The organism is Undibacterium sp. Tian12W (assembly GCF_049339405.1).
Classification (GTDB): Bacteria; Pseudomonadota; Gammaproteobacteria; order Burkholderiales; family Burkholderiaceae_D; genus Undibacterium.
On record NZ_JBMPPK010000007.1, the window covers coordinates 100,433 to 114,039 of the forward strand.

General features: G+C 50.8%; 13 protein-coding genes. 6 read left to right on the plus strand and 7 right to left on the minus strand.

Annotated elements, in window-relative coordinates:
* Positions 1-7: 7 nt before the first annotated feature.
* The 3 genes from ACO0LI_RS10435 to ACO0LI_RS10445 all read right to left on the minus strand — a co-directional run bounded on the left by ACO0LI_RS10435 (position 8) and on the right by ACO0LI_RS10445 (position 3,373).
* Positions 8-745: a DUF1175 family protein gene (locus ACO0LI_RS10435; protein ID WP_423032513.1), complete on the minus strand. Its 738-nt coding sequence runs from the start codon at positions 743-745 to the stop codon at positions 8-10.
* Entirely contained in the window at positions 742-2,334 is a 1,593-nt protein-coding gene (locus ACO0LI_RS10440) for a DUF2138 family protein (RefSeq protein WP_423032514.1), read from the minus strand. The genes ACO0LI_RS10435 and ACO0LI_RS10440 overlap by 4 nt, the downstream gene beginning before the upstream one ends.
* Positions 2,335-2,704: 370 nt before the next feature.
* Positions 2,705-3,373, minus strand: coding sequence for a glutathione S-transferase family protein (locus ACO0LI_RS10445; RefSeq protein WP_423032515.1), 669 nt, complete (start codon positions 3,371-3,373; stop codon positions 2,705-2,707).
* A 145-nt stretch (positions 3,374-3,518) separates the two neighbouring features.
* On the opposite strand from ACO0LI_RS10445, the gene ACO0LI_RS10450 reads away from it, so the two are divergent.
* Positions 3,519-4,496, plus strand: a complete 978-nt coding sequence (locus ACO0LI_RS10450) for a helix-turn-helix transcriptional regulator (RefSeq protein ID WP_423032516.1) — start codon at positions 3,519-3,521, stop codon at positions 4,494-4,496.
* Positions 4,497-4,843: 347 nt separating this feature from the next.
* On the opposite strand, the gene ACO0LI_RS10455 is transcribed toward ACO0LI_RS10450, so the two are convergent.
* Complete coding sequence (locus tag ACO0LI_RS10455) at positions 4,844-5,746, minus strand: LysR family transcriptional regulator (RefSeq protein WP_423032517.1); 903 nt, start codon at positions 5,744-5,746, stop codon at positions 4,844-4,846.
* A 126-nt stretch (positions 5,747-5,872) separates the two neighbouring features.
* Between ACO0LI_RS10455 and ACO0LI_RS10460 the strand changes: the two genes are divergently transcribed.
* Entirely contained in the window at positions 5,873-6,484 is a 612-nt protein-coding gene (locus ACO0LI_RS10460; RefSeq protein WP_423032518.1) for an FMN-dependent NADH-azoreductase, read from the plus strand.
* The gene (locus ACO0LI_RS10465; protein WP_423032519.1) at positions 6,459-7,118 is read left to right on the plus strand and encodes an NADPH-dependent F420 reductase; all 660 of its coding nucleotides are present in this window, start codon (positions 6,459-6,461) and stop codon (positions 7,116-7,118) included. The genes ACO0LI_RS10460 and ACO0LI_RS10465 overlap by 26 nt, the downstream gene beginning before the upstream one ends.
* 81 nt (positions 7,119-7,199) lie before the next feature.
* On the opposite strand, the gene ACO0LI_RS10470 is transcribed toward ACO0LI_RS10465, so the two are convergent.
* Together ACO0LI_RS10470 and ACO0LI_RS10475 are read right to left on the minus strand one after the other, a co-directional pair.
* Positions 7,200-7,667, minus strand: a complete 468-nt coding sequence (locus ACO0LI_RS10470) for a c-type cytochrome (protein ID WP_422951256.1) — start codon at positions 7,665-7,667, stop codon at positions 7,200-7,202.
* A gap of 361 nt (positions 7,668-8,028) precedes the next feature.
* Positions 8,029-8,652 (minus strand): glycoside hydrolase family 25 protein, encoded by a 624-nt coding sequence (locus ACO0LI_RS10475; protein ID WP_422951255.1) that lies wholly within the window; start codon positions 8,650-8,652, stop codon positions 8,029-8,031.
* 264 nt (positions 8,653-8,916) lie between these two features.
* Between ACO0LI_RS10475 and ACO0LI_RS10480 the strand changes: the two genes are divergently transcribed.
* The 3 genes from ACO0LI_RS10480 (at position 8,917) to ACO0LI_RS10490 (ending at position 11,608) form a co-directional block, all read left to right on the plus strand.
* Positions 8,917-9,075, plus strand: coding sequence for a DUF3096 domain-containing protein (locus ACO0LI_RS10480; RefSeq protein ID WP_422951254.1), 159 nt, complete (start codon positions 8,917-8,919; stop codon positions 9,073-9,075).
* Between the two features lie 62 nt (positions 9,076-9,137).
* Positions 9,138-9,668: a GFA family protein gene (locus tag ACO0LI_RS10485; protein WP_422951253.1), complete on the plus strand. Its 531-nt coding sequence runs from the start codon at positions 9,138-9,140 to the stop codon at positions 9,666-9,668.
* A 368-nt stretch (positions 9,669-10,036) separates the two neighbouring features.
* On the plus strand, positions 10,037-11,608 hold the full coding sequence (locus tag ACO0LI_RS10490; RefSeq protein WP_423032520.1) for a methyl-accepting chemotaxis protein: 1,572 nt from the start codon (positions 10,037-10,039) through the stop codon (positions 11,606-11,608).
* A 145-nt stretch (positions 11,609-11,753) separates the two neighbouring features.
* Here ACO0LI_RS10490 and ACO0LI_RS10495 read toward each other — a convergent pair whose 3' ends face one another.
* On the minus strand, positions 11,754-13,589 hold the full coding sequence (locus tag ACO0LI_RS10495; RefSeq protein ID WP_423032521.1) for a TonB-dependent receptor plug domain-containing protein: 1,836 nt from the start codon (positions 13,587-13,589) through the stop codon (positions 11,754-11,756).
* Between the last annotated feature and the right edge of the window lie 18 nt (positions 13,590-13,607).

The window sequence follows — 13,607 nt, forward strand, 5'->3', positions numbered from 1 at the left end:
GGCGCTTTCAGGCGGACAAGAAATTGAGGCGATACACGCCAGCAAAATTGGGATTATCTTGGGTAGGGTGCCAGCGCGTGTCGCGCCAGGCTTGCAGGTCACGCAGCTTGACGGCGCGCAGACCATTGTCAGTTGGTGTGACCGTGCCAGTGTGATAGGCGATGTAAGAATTCATCCACACCATCAGATGTTGGGCGTCGCCCTGGTCATAGAACAGCAGATCACCGGGGGATGCCAGATTGCAGTCCTTGCCACGGAACTTGGCATTTTCCTGCACCATTTCTATGGCGCTGACATAGGCAGAGGTACTACCGTCAGCCAGCCGCCATTGATGGCGTACTGATTGCGTTCCTTGATCGAGAACTATTTCTGGCGGCAGGGCAGTACCAAGCATGCCATTTGCCCGCTTCCATTTTTCATCATGCTCACGTAAAGATTCAGCCACCGCAAAACGCACCAAGCCGACGCAGTCACGCTGTTGCCAGCGTGGTGTCGGGCCAGCAGTCAACTGGGCAGCGATAATGCGTGTCATCCAGGCGCGGCAACTGCGCGACTGGGCGGGTGTTAATGTTTGTGCAGCGGTTGATGCCGAGATGACAGGCGCGGTAGTTGTTCCAGCTTTGGCAGTATTTGCGGCAGGCAGTGGTACAGCCGGCGCCGTGAGCTTATTGGCCAGCGCCAGCCTGTGCCAGCCCAGCATGGTGCTGGTGGCGAGCATGCCAGTTAGTACATGCCGGCGTTTCAATTGGATTTCTCCTTGCTGATCCATTCAACTTTTTGCCAGGCTTTGCCACTGGCCTGTGCCTTGCTCAGTTCCAGACGGATGGGCGGGTAAGTTGCCAGGGCTTTGATGCGGGCAGGCAGATGGGTTTTTGCAGCTTCCAGGAAGCTGGCATCTTCAGGTTTTGCCAGGGCCGCGTAGATTTCACGTTGTGCCATTTCTGACAAGGGGCGCGGTGTGATCAGCCCCAGAGTGCTTTGTGCGCCAGATGTCTGGTCAGCCACGCTGGGGTTACTGCGGGCGATGGTATCCACCACTTTTTCTACCAGGCCACCATCAGGTGAGAACACCACAAAGTCGCCGCTGGCTGCCAGCGTAGCCATGCTCTTGGTATTGCGCCATAGTTTCTGATCAGGCTTGGCTTTGGTCGTGCCCTTGCCTGGTGCAGCCTGTTCACCACTGGCAATCGCCCAGGTCGCCATGCCTTGCAAGGTGGCGTCGCGGTTGGCAGTGTTCAGTGGCAGCTTGGTGATAAACACCGGAGAATACAAATTCGATTCGCGGTACCAGCAAGCCAGGCCTGGGCCAGACAATGGTGCCAATGCCTGCTCTGGCAATTTTGGTTTGGCATCAGCCTGTTTCAAGACAGTATTGACCATGCTCCAGTCAATTGGCACGGTGATACATGCGCTTGGATTGGCTGGTGCCGCCGTCCACAAGGCTGGGTCAAGTAATTGTGCCGATGAGGTCTTTTTGGAATCCAGCCAGACCGAGGTTGACCAGTTGCCGCCAAAATCAAAGCGCATGCCCTTGAAGCCTGATACAAAAGCGCCGTAACCCAGAGCCATCGTCGGGGCACCTATCGCCATCGTATGTTTTGCCGTGCCAGCAGCCTGGGCTGGTGCAGGGGCGATATTGTCGAGATCAAATTGCAGCGACAGCGCGCCATCATGTTCCAGCCAATTGGCTACCGCAGCGCGGGCTTCTGTCACGACGCCGTTTTTGTCATCAAACAAAAGGCCAGGGTCAGACAAGACCACGACGCGGTCGCCCTGGCTGATCAACAGCAGGGTACGGCGTGGATTGACTTCCAGTGCCATGATCTGGGCCTTGCCATTGCTGGTGCTGATCTCGCCAGCCAGTTTGAGCTGGCCATCTTTCATCGCTACCTTGGCGGCTTCCTGCAAGGCTTTATTGAACAAGCCCATGCGCATGACGACGGCATAGTGGCGCAAGGCACCTTTGCCATCGCGCCAGAAAGCCACTTCTGCCGGTTCATTGAAAATGCTCGCATACAGCTTGTCTTGCCAATCAAGCTCATGCTCGTAGGCAATACGTTTGACGGCACCATTCAAACCGAGGCGGTCTTCATTTTGTTCATAATAGAAGGCCAGGTCTTCAGTCAGCACATCTTTGGCTATAGGCACTTGCAGCAAGTCGCGCGGCAGTTTCGACAGACTGGTGGTGCGTATTAAGGCATCTGGTTGGGAAATATCCACCATGAGGCGGGTACCAACATAGTGGTAATCCTTCCAGTGCTTGCTCATCTGGTAGGCAACAGCAGCAGCGGCAACTGTAACAACAGTACCGGTGACGATCCAAATACGACGCATGAATTCTCCCTCTGGGGTATGGCTTTTTTATTGCACGGATACTATCCAAAGCAGGCCTGCAAGACAATCGTTTGCGGCTCTCTAATTGGTAATTTTCTGTAAGCGTGCAGGTAAAGACTGCAACTGGCAATTGTGCCATGCATAGCCCTGGGAATTTATATTGTTGCAATATATTTTTGCAGGCACGTGAGGAACGCGAGGCATGTTTCAGAGGGAGGAAAACCGAAGGCGGGGAAACAAAATAGCTGGAATGAATTTCATGATTGAATTTCACATGCGCGTATATCGCCCGGAGAGACAACCGGGCGACATACACTACTTTTTAGCTTGTAATTTAGCTTGTAATTTAGCTTGTAACTTAGCTTGTAACTCAGGCAGCCTTGCTTTCAGACTGAGTTTCACTGGCGATGCGCTCGTGTTCTGCTGCCCGGGCTGCATCAATGGCACCGACTTTGACAAACGCCGGACGGCTGCAGACGCGTTCAATGTAATTCATGACGACAGGAGATTCAGGCACGAGCTTGAACATGGTACCCCAGCGCAAAGCATTGCCCCAGAGTACATCTGCTGCCGTGAATTGCTCACCCAGTAAATATGGCCCTTTTTCCAGTTGCGCCTTGATGATACCCAGCATGGTGTCAAAATCACCGTAAGGGCACATCGAAGGCATTGCTGGCGGATGTTGCGCAAACTTGTCTACCAGTGCAGGCTCATAGCAGGCCGCATAGTAGGCCATCCAGCGCAGATAAGGACCGCGCAACTGGCTATCCAGTGCGGGTGTCAGGCCTGCCTGCGGGAACAGGTCTGCCAGATACAAGAATACTGCCACTTGCTCGGTAATGAGCTCGCCACGATGCTGTATCGCAGGCACTTTACCCATGGGGTTGATGGCCAGATAGGCGCTTTGCCTTTGCTCGCCAGCTTTCATGTTCAAGACATGCAGTTGATAAGGTGCACCTAATTCTTCCAGCATAATCAAAGCGCCTGTAGCACGTGTTTGTGGGGAGTAGAACAGGGTGATGTTGTCTGCATTGCTCATGATAAGACCTTTCTTTTTATCGCGGAGGCGGAATTGCCGGGCCGTTGATGTAAGAATATGCCTCCATACCTGACACCTTTTGTCAGGTTGAGTTAATATTTGCTACTATTTTAAGATTAGTACAAAAATAAGGCTTTGCCCACGTATGCGTGCCAGTCGTCTGATTAATATTCTTGCCATCCTGCAGGCGCGTGGTTTTGCCACTGCGCCAGAACTGGCTGATGAATGCGCAGTCAATCTGCGTACTATCTATCGAGATATCGACGCCATGAGTGAGGCGGGCATCCCCATCTATAGCGAACGTGGATCAGGTGGCGGTTATCGCTTGCTTGACGGCTACCGCACTCAGCTCAATGGCTTGTCCGCCAAAGAGGCCGAGGCTCTGTTCATGAGCGGGCTGGCAGGTGCCGCAACGGATATGGGGCTAGGCTCTGTCATGATGGCCGCGCAAAACAAGCTGCTGTCAGCCATGCCCGCCTCTTTACGCGAAGGTGCGCAGCAAATGCGTTCGCGCTTTCATCTCGATGCACCGGCCTGGTTTGGTCAGTCAGAACAACCTGCGCACTTGCCCAAAGTTGCTGATGCGGTGTGGGAGCAAAAGTGCTTACAGATACGTTACCAGAGCTGGAAAGGCATCAAAGAGCGCGTCGTCGAGCCTTTGGGCCTCGTCATGAAAAGCGGTTCCTGGTATCTGGTCGGGCAAGTGGATGACACACCACGCACCTACCGCATTTCACGCATGCTGGAATTATCTGTGCTTGAAGAACGCTTTGAAAGACCTGCGCCTTTCGATCTGGCAGCCTACTGGCGTAAATCTACCGAGCGTCTGGAGCAGGACATGCACAGGAATATGGCAACCGTGCGCCTGTCACCAAGAGGCGTGAAATTCAGGGAGCACTTTTTGTCCCCCTATGTCTTTTCTGAAATGCAGTTGGCCAATGAACTTGACGGGGACGGCTGGTGCAGGGCGACCATGCCAGTCGGTTCTTTAATGATGGCATGTGCAGAAATTCTGCGTTTTGGTGAAGATGCCGAGGTGCTGGAGCCACCAGAGCTGGTGAGTAAGGTGAGGGAGCACGTAGAAAAAATGGCGATGATTTACAGCAAGCCTGCAAGTAAGTAAGTTAGTAACTGAGCAAACTGATCAATTAAATAAGCCAGCGTAATTCCCTTGAAAATAAAAAAATCCCACAACCGTTGCCAGTTGTGGGCGAACACCTTTTGGAGAGGAATACCTTAACCCTGAAGAGCAAACTGTTCATGCTCGTTCAGATAAAACAAAAAATCAAATAACGGATTAATTATATATGTTTTATTTATAAAATATCGATAAAATGATTTTATTGTGGCTTTTATGGGATGCTCTGATTCAAAATTAATTGGAGGCAATATTAGAAAGCCAGATACAGCATGGGATACCTGGCTTAAGGACTGATGTCCAAACAAGCGAGTGTTGCATCTCAGTCTGGCTCAGGCCTGATGTAGATAAAAGTCCACCTGGTCGATAAACCAGCGTCCGGCCGGGCCGGGTGGCGCGGCTTGTGGATACACCGCCTGCATGGCCAGTTTTTTGCCACCCTGGGGTATGCTTTCTACATCCAGCACTTGCAAGATGCCTGCCGCAAGATCGTGTTCTACCATGTGCAGTGGCATACCACCCCAGCCCACACAATTGAGAATGAATGCATGTTTGGCCGACAGGTCTGCCAGCCGCCAGGTATGAGGCGACATGACACCGTAGTCCTGGCCTGCCATTAATTCTGACCTGTCGGTAATGACCAGTTGCGTATGCTTTGCCAATTCAGCTTTTGGGATGGTGCCGTTAATTGCCGCTAATGGATGGCTGTGCAAAGCCACCATCAACAGTGACACTTCGCCCAAGGTCTTGGTGCTCAAGCTTGGAAAATCGATGGGCAGGGCTGCCACTATGCCTATGCTACAGCGCTCATCCAGCACCGGCTGATAGGCAGCACCCAAACCCTCAACATACAGCCGCAAAGGAGTATGAGGAAATTGCCTGGCAAAATCCTTGGCTACAGCGGCTATCACTGCAGTAGGAAAAAACACATCCACTACCACCGATAACTCTGGCTCCAGCCCGGACGCCATGAGCTTGGCACGTGCCTTCAAGGTATCGACGCCTGCTACGATATTGCGAGCGTCGGCTAATAGCAAAACACCTTCAGGTGTGAGTTTTGGGTAGCGGCCAGAGCGGTCAAAGAGTAGCACACCTATCTGTTCTTCCAGACTATTGACCCAACCGCTGACGGCAGACTGCACCCGGTTCAGCTTCCTCGCTGCAGCGGAAAAACTGCCTTCATCTACGGCTGCGATGAAGGTGCGGAGTTGGTCCAGTGACACGCCGTCGAGCATGATTGATCCTCATATCTCTTTAATCCATCTCAAATAAAGATGGTATATATCTCAATATATCATCTTTTCAGATTCAAATATTGGCAGCATCATTCAGTTCACTTTCTCTATATTAAAGGTTCTGTCATGAAACTCTTGCATCTTGATTCCAGCATACTTGGCGCTTACTCCGTCAGCCGTCAATTGTCTGCCGAAATCGTGGCACGCGAAATTGCCCTGCATCCGGGTATTGAAGTCATTTACCATGACCTGGCTGCAGATGCAGCACTCCATTTGTCTGGTACTCACATAGCAGTGCGCCAGGGAGCAGCGCTGGAAGATACTTCCCTGAGTAAGGACATCGCCAAGGGCGACGCCTATGTGGAAGAGTTGATCACCGCAGATATTGTAGTGATAGGCGCGCCCATGTATAACTTTTCTATCCCTACTCAACTCAAGGCCTGGATAGACCGGGTTGCTATTGCTGGAAAGACTTTTCGCTATGGTGCGAATGGTCCTGAAGGCCTGTTATCCAAAAATAAAAAGCTCATCATTGCCGCCTCGCGTGGCAGTGTGTATTCGGCAGGCAGCCCCGCCGCCGCTTATGAACATCACGACAGTTATTTGATGGGGCTGATGTCATTTCTGGGCATAACTGACATCACCGTTATTCGCGCCGAGGGCTTGGCATTCAGCACGGAAGCCAAAGAGGCATCTATCAAGCAGGCCTTGAATGAGATCGCTGCACTGGCCGCCTGAACCCAAAAATCCACCTGATAAAAAAAATTTGATCAAGGAAATAAACATGACTTACTCTATTATTGGCGCAGGCAAAGTTGGCATCGCACTCGCTCGCCACTTTGCACACGCAGGTATCGAAGTGTCGATCGCTAATACCCGAGGCCCTGCCAGCCTGGCAGATCTGGTCAAAGAACTGGGATCTACAGTGAAGCCCGTGAGCTTGCAAGATGCACTTGCTGCTGACACGATCATCTTCGCCATACCATTCCGCGCACACAGCGAAGTCGCTGGCGCTTTAGCCAGCTGGAATGGAAAAATCGTTGTCGATGCCATGAATGCCTATGGCATTGCGCCGGAAGAATTGCAGGGCATGGCCTCAACAGAAGTGCTGGCGACAGCATTGCCTGGTGCACGCGTGGTCAAATCTTTTAACCAGTTACCTGCGGCTTTGCTGGCCGCTGACCCTGCATACGATCAAGGTCGCCGTGTTATGTTTGTTGCGGCTGATGATGCTGAAGCCAGTACCAGCATCGCCCATCTCGCTACCCAGTTTGGTTTTGCGCCGATACAACTGGGCAGGATAGATGAGGGTGGCCGCTTGCTGAAGTTGAATGGGCCACTCTTGCTTCAGAATTTAATTAAACTGAGCTAAAAATAGGCTCAGACGCTGGATGGAGTCGTGAAGATCAAAAGTCGGCACTAACACATTAATAATCTGCGCCTGGACCCTCAACTAATGTCGATTGTGCTTATCATTTTTCAAGGTCAGGGTTTTCAGGTAAGCGATCAGGTTTTTCCTGTCACCGTCTTTACTGACGCTGACATCCATTTGTTGTCCAGGGATATAGGCTTCAGGGTCTTGCAGCCAGCGGTCCAGGGTTTTTTCATTCCAAACTATCCTGGCATTACGCAAGGCTGGTGAATACTCAAAATCTGCAATGCTGCCAGCCTTGCGGCCAAATACGTTGGCGTGTCTTGGGCCGATATTGTTGGCTTCCACAGTATGGCAACCCAGGCAGCGTGATTCATAGATGATTTTGCCAGCCTGTATCTCATCTGCTTTTGTTGCCGTGGCATCAGAAGCTATCAGTGCGACGCCTAATGGCAGCAGGCATACGAGCAGTTTTCTAAAACTATTATCCAGCTCTGATTTTTTCTGCTGGACGGAAAAAATCCTGGCGTTGAAAAGAGCCGCCATCATTGATATGCCAGTTCAGTTGCAGTCAGCGCGGCACGGCATGTGTTGCAATAAATTGGACAGCGCCAGCCAGCCAGAATGGAAATATACAAATTTGTCATGATGTTCTCTTCGTCTTCAAATACGCAGCCCTGTTGCTGCTTGGGAATATACGCAGACGGGTGCAGACTGGATTCACAATTTTTAAAAATTGCCACAAGGAAATTAAAATGTTATTTACTTGCTATTTGAATTGGCGGAGCGAAAGTACGACAAGAGGGGCGTGGAAGGAGCTGGATTGAAGGTGATTGATGTTGATTGATCTTCATTGAGCCAGATTAATGTGAATCTGGCTCAATCAATTGCATCAGTTCGGTGAACGATCTTATTTTTTCGCTGCAAAAGCCAGCAAGTCGGCCATCGAACCTGCAAAGACGTCGGTATCTACACTACCGGTGACGCCAGCCACTCTACCAGCTTCAGAATTTTGCCAGAAGGTCCAACTGCTCCAGCCAGTGGGAATTGTTGGCTGTGTCGCACCATATTGCGCAATCCACAATGCATACCTGGAAAAGCTGTTGTTCATATTCTGGTTCCAGAACGATGGCCCGGTATAAATCATCGGCGTGCGGCCCAGTGCCTGCTCTACCGTGTTGAGCCAGATTTGCAGGTTAGCCGCCAGGGTCGCATTACCAAAACCACCTTTATTGATTTCAATATCGACTACCGGGGGCAAGTCGCCAATGGCAATACTGCCTACCGCCTTGATGAAATTATTCGCCTGCGTGACAGGGTCGTCAGTGCTCTCATAAAAATGATAAGCGCCGCGCAATATACCCGCTGTCTTGATGCCAGACCAATTGGTCTTGAACTGCGGGTCGGTATAGGTATTGCCATCCGTAGCCTTGGCAAAGGCAAAGCCGATACCCGCGTTTTTGACGGCATTCCAGTTGACTGTACCCTGATAGTGCGAAACATCAATGCCAGATACCTGAGTATTGATTGCCATTTCATGCCCCCATGGATTAGTTGTAGATCAAATTGCAAGTTCGTACGATATCAGCATTATGGCATCTTATGCAAAAGATAATATGTTTTTAGCCAGCGCACCTTGGCTTATCATCCGGGTTGCGTTCTTCTATCAGAAATAGAAATATCTGCAATACATCGCTGTGGGGAGAAACAAAAGTTCTGCCCGCAAATTTTGTGCAGAGTATTTTACTTTGGCAATTGCACTGGTAAAGTAGCAGCCTCCCTAACGAAGAAGTTATTCATGAATATTCATTTGTCCCTCATGCCCGTTCTCGCCCTTGTCGCTGGCATCTGCATCCTGATCAAACCCAAACTGGTGAGCCTTATCGTCGCCCTGTATCTGATCGCCGTTGGTGTGATAGGCATACTTGGCCTGGGCCGACTGGGATTTCATTTATAAACCCTGATGCTGCCCGGTCAGTTGCAAGAGCGGGTCATTAAATGCGCTGAAAGGAGGTGATCATGAATAGCTTGCCCACAGTATTTCCGCTTGAAGGTGGATGCGATTGCGGTCATATACGCTACCGCATGACTGCCGCACCACTAATTGTGCATTGCTGCCATTGCACCTGGTGCCAGCGTGAGAGCGGCGCCGCCTTTGCGCTCAATGCCATGATAGAGGCTGACCGTGTCATTCACACCGGTGCAGAACCTGAACTCGTGGAAACGCCATCAGCCAGCGGCAAAGGCCAGAAAATTGCGCGCTGTCCACATTGCCACATTGCGATCTGGAGCAATTATGCAGGCGCCGGCCCGCTATTGCGCTTTGTGCGTGTTGGTACGCTCGATCAGGCTGGGTCCTTACCACCGGATATACATATCTTTACCGCGACAAAACAAACCTGGCTCCATCTGTCAGGAGATATACCTGTAGTCGAGGAATACTACGACAGACAACAAATCTGGTCGCCCGACAGCCTAGCACGCCGCAGCGCCATCCTGCCTCAGATAGAGGCTTACCAGGTAGCGCAAAAACAAGCCGCCACTAAATAATAAAGCCCGCAATCGTAACCGCAACCACAGGCGCCTGGTATGAACGCCCTGACTACCCTGATTTATAAAATTGCTTAATGCGAAGTTTGGGAGGGAGCATGCCAATTACACTTTGTTATGCTGATTAGTGGCGATTTTTATCTGTATTGCAAGCAGATAGTTAGCAATTGTGTCCAGAAGATTTTCCCCTGAGCTATTTTTTCAATAATTTGCAAAGTAAATTATTGCTGCATGTCACTATTCAACTTTGTCAAGCGGTATGTTGCGACTTTGAAATGACTAGGCTGATGGAGATGCGCTTAGTCCCGGTTCGCTTATGCCATATGTTTAGATTTGCTATCAAACATCAAAAAGCAAGGGATTCCAGAATGAAAATCGCTAACCTTAAAATTGGCCTGCAGCTTGGTATAGGCTATGGCGCAGTATTATTATTGCTGGTCGGTGTGGCATTGCTGGGCATACGTGGCATGGTTGTCACGAATAATGCTTTGCATCATGTCGTCAGCGTGAATGTGCACAAGATCGACCTGCTGGAAGAAATGTCGAAATCGGTGCACATAGTGTCACGCGTCACCCGCACCATCGCCTTGCTGACTGATGAATCCCAGGCAGCCATCCAGCATAAAAAAATTGACGAGGCACGCCTCAAATACAATGCTGCTTTTGCAGAGCTTGAGAAATTGCCGCTTGACGAAACTGGCAAAGCCTTTGTCACCAGAATCAAGGAAGAACAGGCAGCGGGCAGGGCAGCCAATGACAAGTTTCTGGAAATGGTCAAAGCCAATAAGGAAGAAGGCGTTGCTTATCTGATGACCAAGGTTATTCCCGTAAATACCGTGTGGCAAGACACCTTGCAAGAATTCATCAACCTGCAGGACAGCAAGAACAAGCAGGATGAACAAATGGCGGCAGAATCATTCCAGTCGTCAATGCGCTGGATGATTGCCACGACCCTGCTGGCGATAGTGATAGGTGCCATCATTGCCTGGATAAGTGCCCGCGCGGTCACCGTACCTATGGCTGCGGCTGTCAGCCTGGCGCAGACGGTTGCCAGCGGTGACCTGACCAGCCAGATAGAAATCAAGTCAAACAATGAGACTGGGCAGTTATTGCGCGCCTTGAAAAACATGAATGACAACCTGCTTGATATTGTCAGGCAGGTGCGTAGTGGTACTGAAACCATCAACACCGCATCCAGCGAAATTGCGACGGGTAATATGCATTTATCGTCGCGCACGGAAGAGCAGGCCAGCTCACTGGAAGAAACTGCATCGTCGATGGAAGAATTGACCAACAACGTCAGGCACAATGCGGACAATGCACGACAAGCAAACAAGATGGCGATATCCGCCTCAGAAATCGCTGTCAAAAGCGGTGCCGTCGTGGCCGAGGTGGTGGCGACCATGGGCACCATCAACGCTTCATCCAAAAAGATTGTTGATATCATAGGCGTGATTGATGGCATCGCTTTTCAGACCAATATCCTGGCACTGAATGCAGCGGTGGAAGCTGCCCGGGCAGGTGAACAGGGCCGTGGTTTTGCCGTGGTTGCCAGCGAGGTGCGCACGCTGGCCCAGCGTTCGGCTGCGGCCGCCAAAGAAATCAAAATACTGATCAATGATTCCGTTGAGCAGGTAGCGACTGGTTCGCGTCTTGTCGATGAAGCTGGTATAACCATGGAAACAGTCGTCAGCAGCATAAGGAATGTCACCGACATCATGAGCGAAATAACTGCCGCAAGTAGTGACCAGACAACTGGCATAGACCAGATCAATATCGCCATTGGCCAGATTGATGAAACAACCCAGCAAAATGCGGCCCTCGTTGAACAGGCTGCTGCTGCAGCTGGCTCATTGCAGGATCAGGCAGCACATCTCGCCGCTCTCGTCGAAACTTTCAAGCTGGCATCAAATGATGGGGTGATGGTATTGCGTTCGTGAATACAGCCATGCAGCCATGCTGGCTGCATACCGGATAAATAAAAAGCCGCAGCGTTGGTAGGATGCCAGAAGTGCAATAAGGACAGTAAGAGCAATAAGGGATATTGAGCGCGGCTATTTGAAGTTACTTAATTCATCAATGTTTTTATAGTTTGAACTCCATCCGCAATCCTATACGTGCATAGTTGGTTTTTTGCGTGCCGGTTTGTACTGTGCTGCTGGTATTGAAATATTCCCTTACTGTCTGGGTATCAGGTGCCAGCAAATTGTCGAGGTTCAGCACCAGGCGGCATTGCGGGTTGACCGTCCAGATGGCATTCGCCGTCAATGTCGTGCGGTGCGACTCATAAGTACGCTGCGTCAGGTTATTGCGCAGCCAGTCGCCAGGCAGCCAGTTGGCATCGACATCAATTTTGACAGGCATGTCACTCATGGCATAAGTCAGGCCCAGTTTTGCACGCCAGGGCAACTGTCCTTCCAGTCGGTTATCTGGCCCCGGAACATCGCTGAGTACCGAGTGTGCCCAACCGAGGTTGCCGCGCACATCCAGTTTTGGGGAAGTTGGCCAGAGATCGCGTACAGCCACACGCCAGTCCAGATTAAAACCCTGCACGCTGGCGCTACCCAGGTTGGCAGGGCGCTGTACATAACGCGGCACATTGGCCCAGGGCACCGGCGCCAATACAATTTCCTTGCCGATTTTGCGCTCTATCTGGCGCGCATAAAATTCCAGGCTGATCTGGCTATCCCGGCTCAAGCCATGTTCATAAGCCAGATTCAGCGCCAATGCACGTTCCGGCTGTAAACCGGGATTACCGCTACTGTCCGCAGTATCAATGGTATTAGCGCCGCAGCCAGTCATATTGGTACAGGGAGCCAGCGAATTGACTGAGGGCTGCAGCATCAATTGATTGCTTTCTGGTGCCTTGAAGCTGCGCGCCAGCGATGCCCGCAACTGACGTCTTTGATCACTTTCCAGTTTTTTTGTCACATGTAAAGAGGGCGACCACACGCGAAAACGTGACTGGCTTGTGAGATTGTCTTCGGTCAGATCAAAGCGCTGTTCTTCAGTTGATAAGCCCGCATTCATGGCCAGGTTTTTATCTATACGCCAGTCATCCTGGATGAATGCCCGCCATTTATCTTCCCGTATGCTGGTTTTGTTTCCCAAGACAAGCAGGCTGGTGTCGATGGCACCATTGAGCAAATAACTGGTGCTGGTGTCATGCTGATCACGGCTGACTTGCAAGCCGGTTTTTAATCTGTGACCACCATTGAGGCGTTTTTGATGGTTGATGGCTAATAGCAAGTTCCAGTTATTGTCGCGCCATTCCTGACGTCGTAAGCCACTGCTTGCGGCATTATCCTGGTCATTCAGAAGGGTGTTGGAATTATATCGTATCTGGCCATCATTCCAGACAAGATTTGCATCGATGTTACCCAACTCCTCACTCTCGTACTGCCAGTTCAAGGGAAGCCGGTAGCTGCGCAGTGAGGCGGAAGAAATTTGGGTCAACTGCAACGATTGCCCAATTGCCCAACGACGTTGCTCTTCATTGAGTTTATTGGAATTGATTTGCCCGGTAGAGGGCTTGAAACTCAAACTGCCATTTTCAGTTTTATAGGCAATTTCTCCGCTCAAAGCTCCTGCCTCATTTTCATTCAGGTTGTGACGACTAGCAGTAAATTGAGGTAATAGCTGTGATCGAGCTATCAATATTTGCGTGTCTTGCGCATTGCCAGGAGACTGGTTTTTTTGTAGAAATACACTGGCCATCAGACTAATCGGGCTGTCCTGGCTAAACTGGTTCAGTAGCCAATTGGCAGAGCCACCATGCTCGCCACCCATGCTTTTGACTTCCAGATTAAGTTGTTGCTGGTTTTTGCGTACGTGTTTACGCAGGATGACATTGATAGTCCCCGCAATCCCAAACGGGCCGGTCTCGGCGGTGGTAGTTTTAATAATCTCTATCTGCTCCACTTCACTGAGATCAAGGTC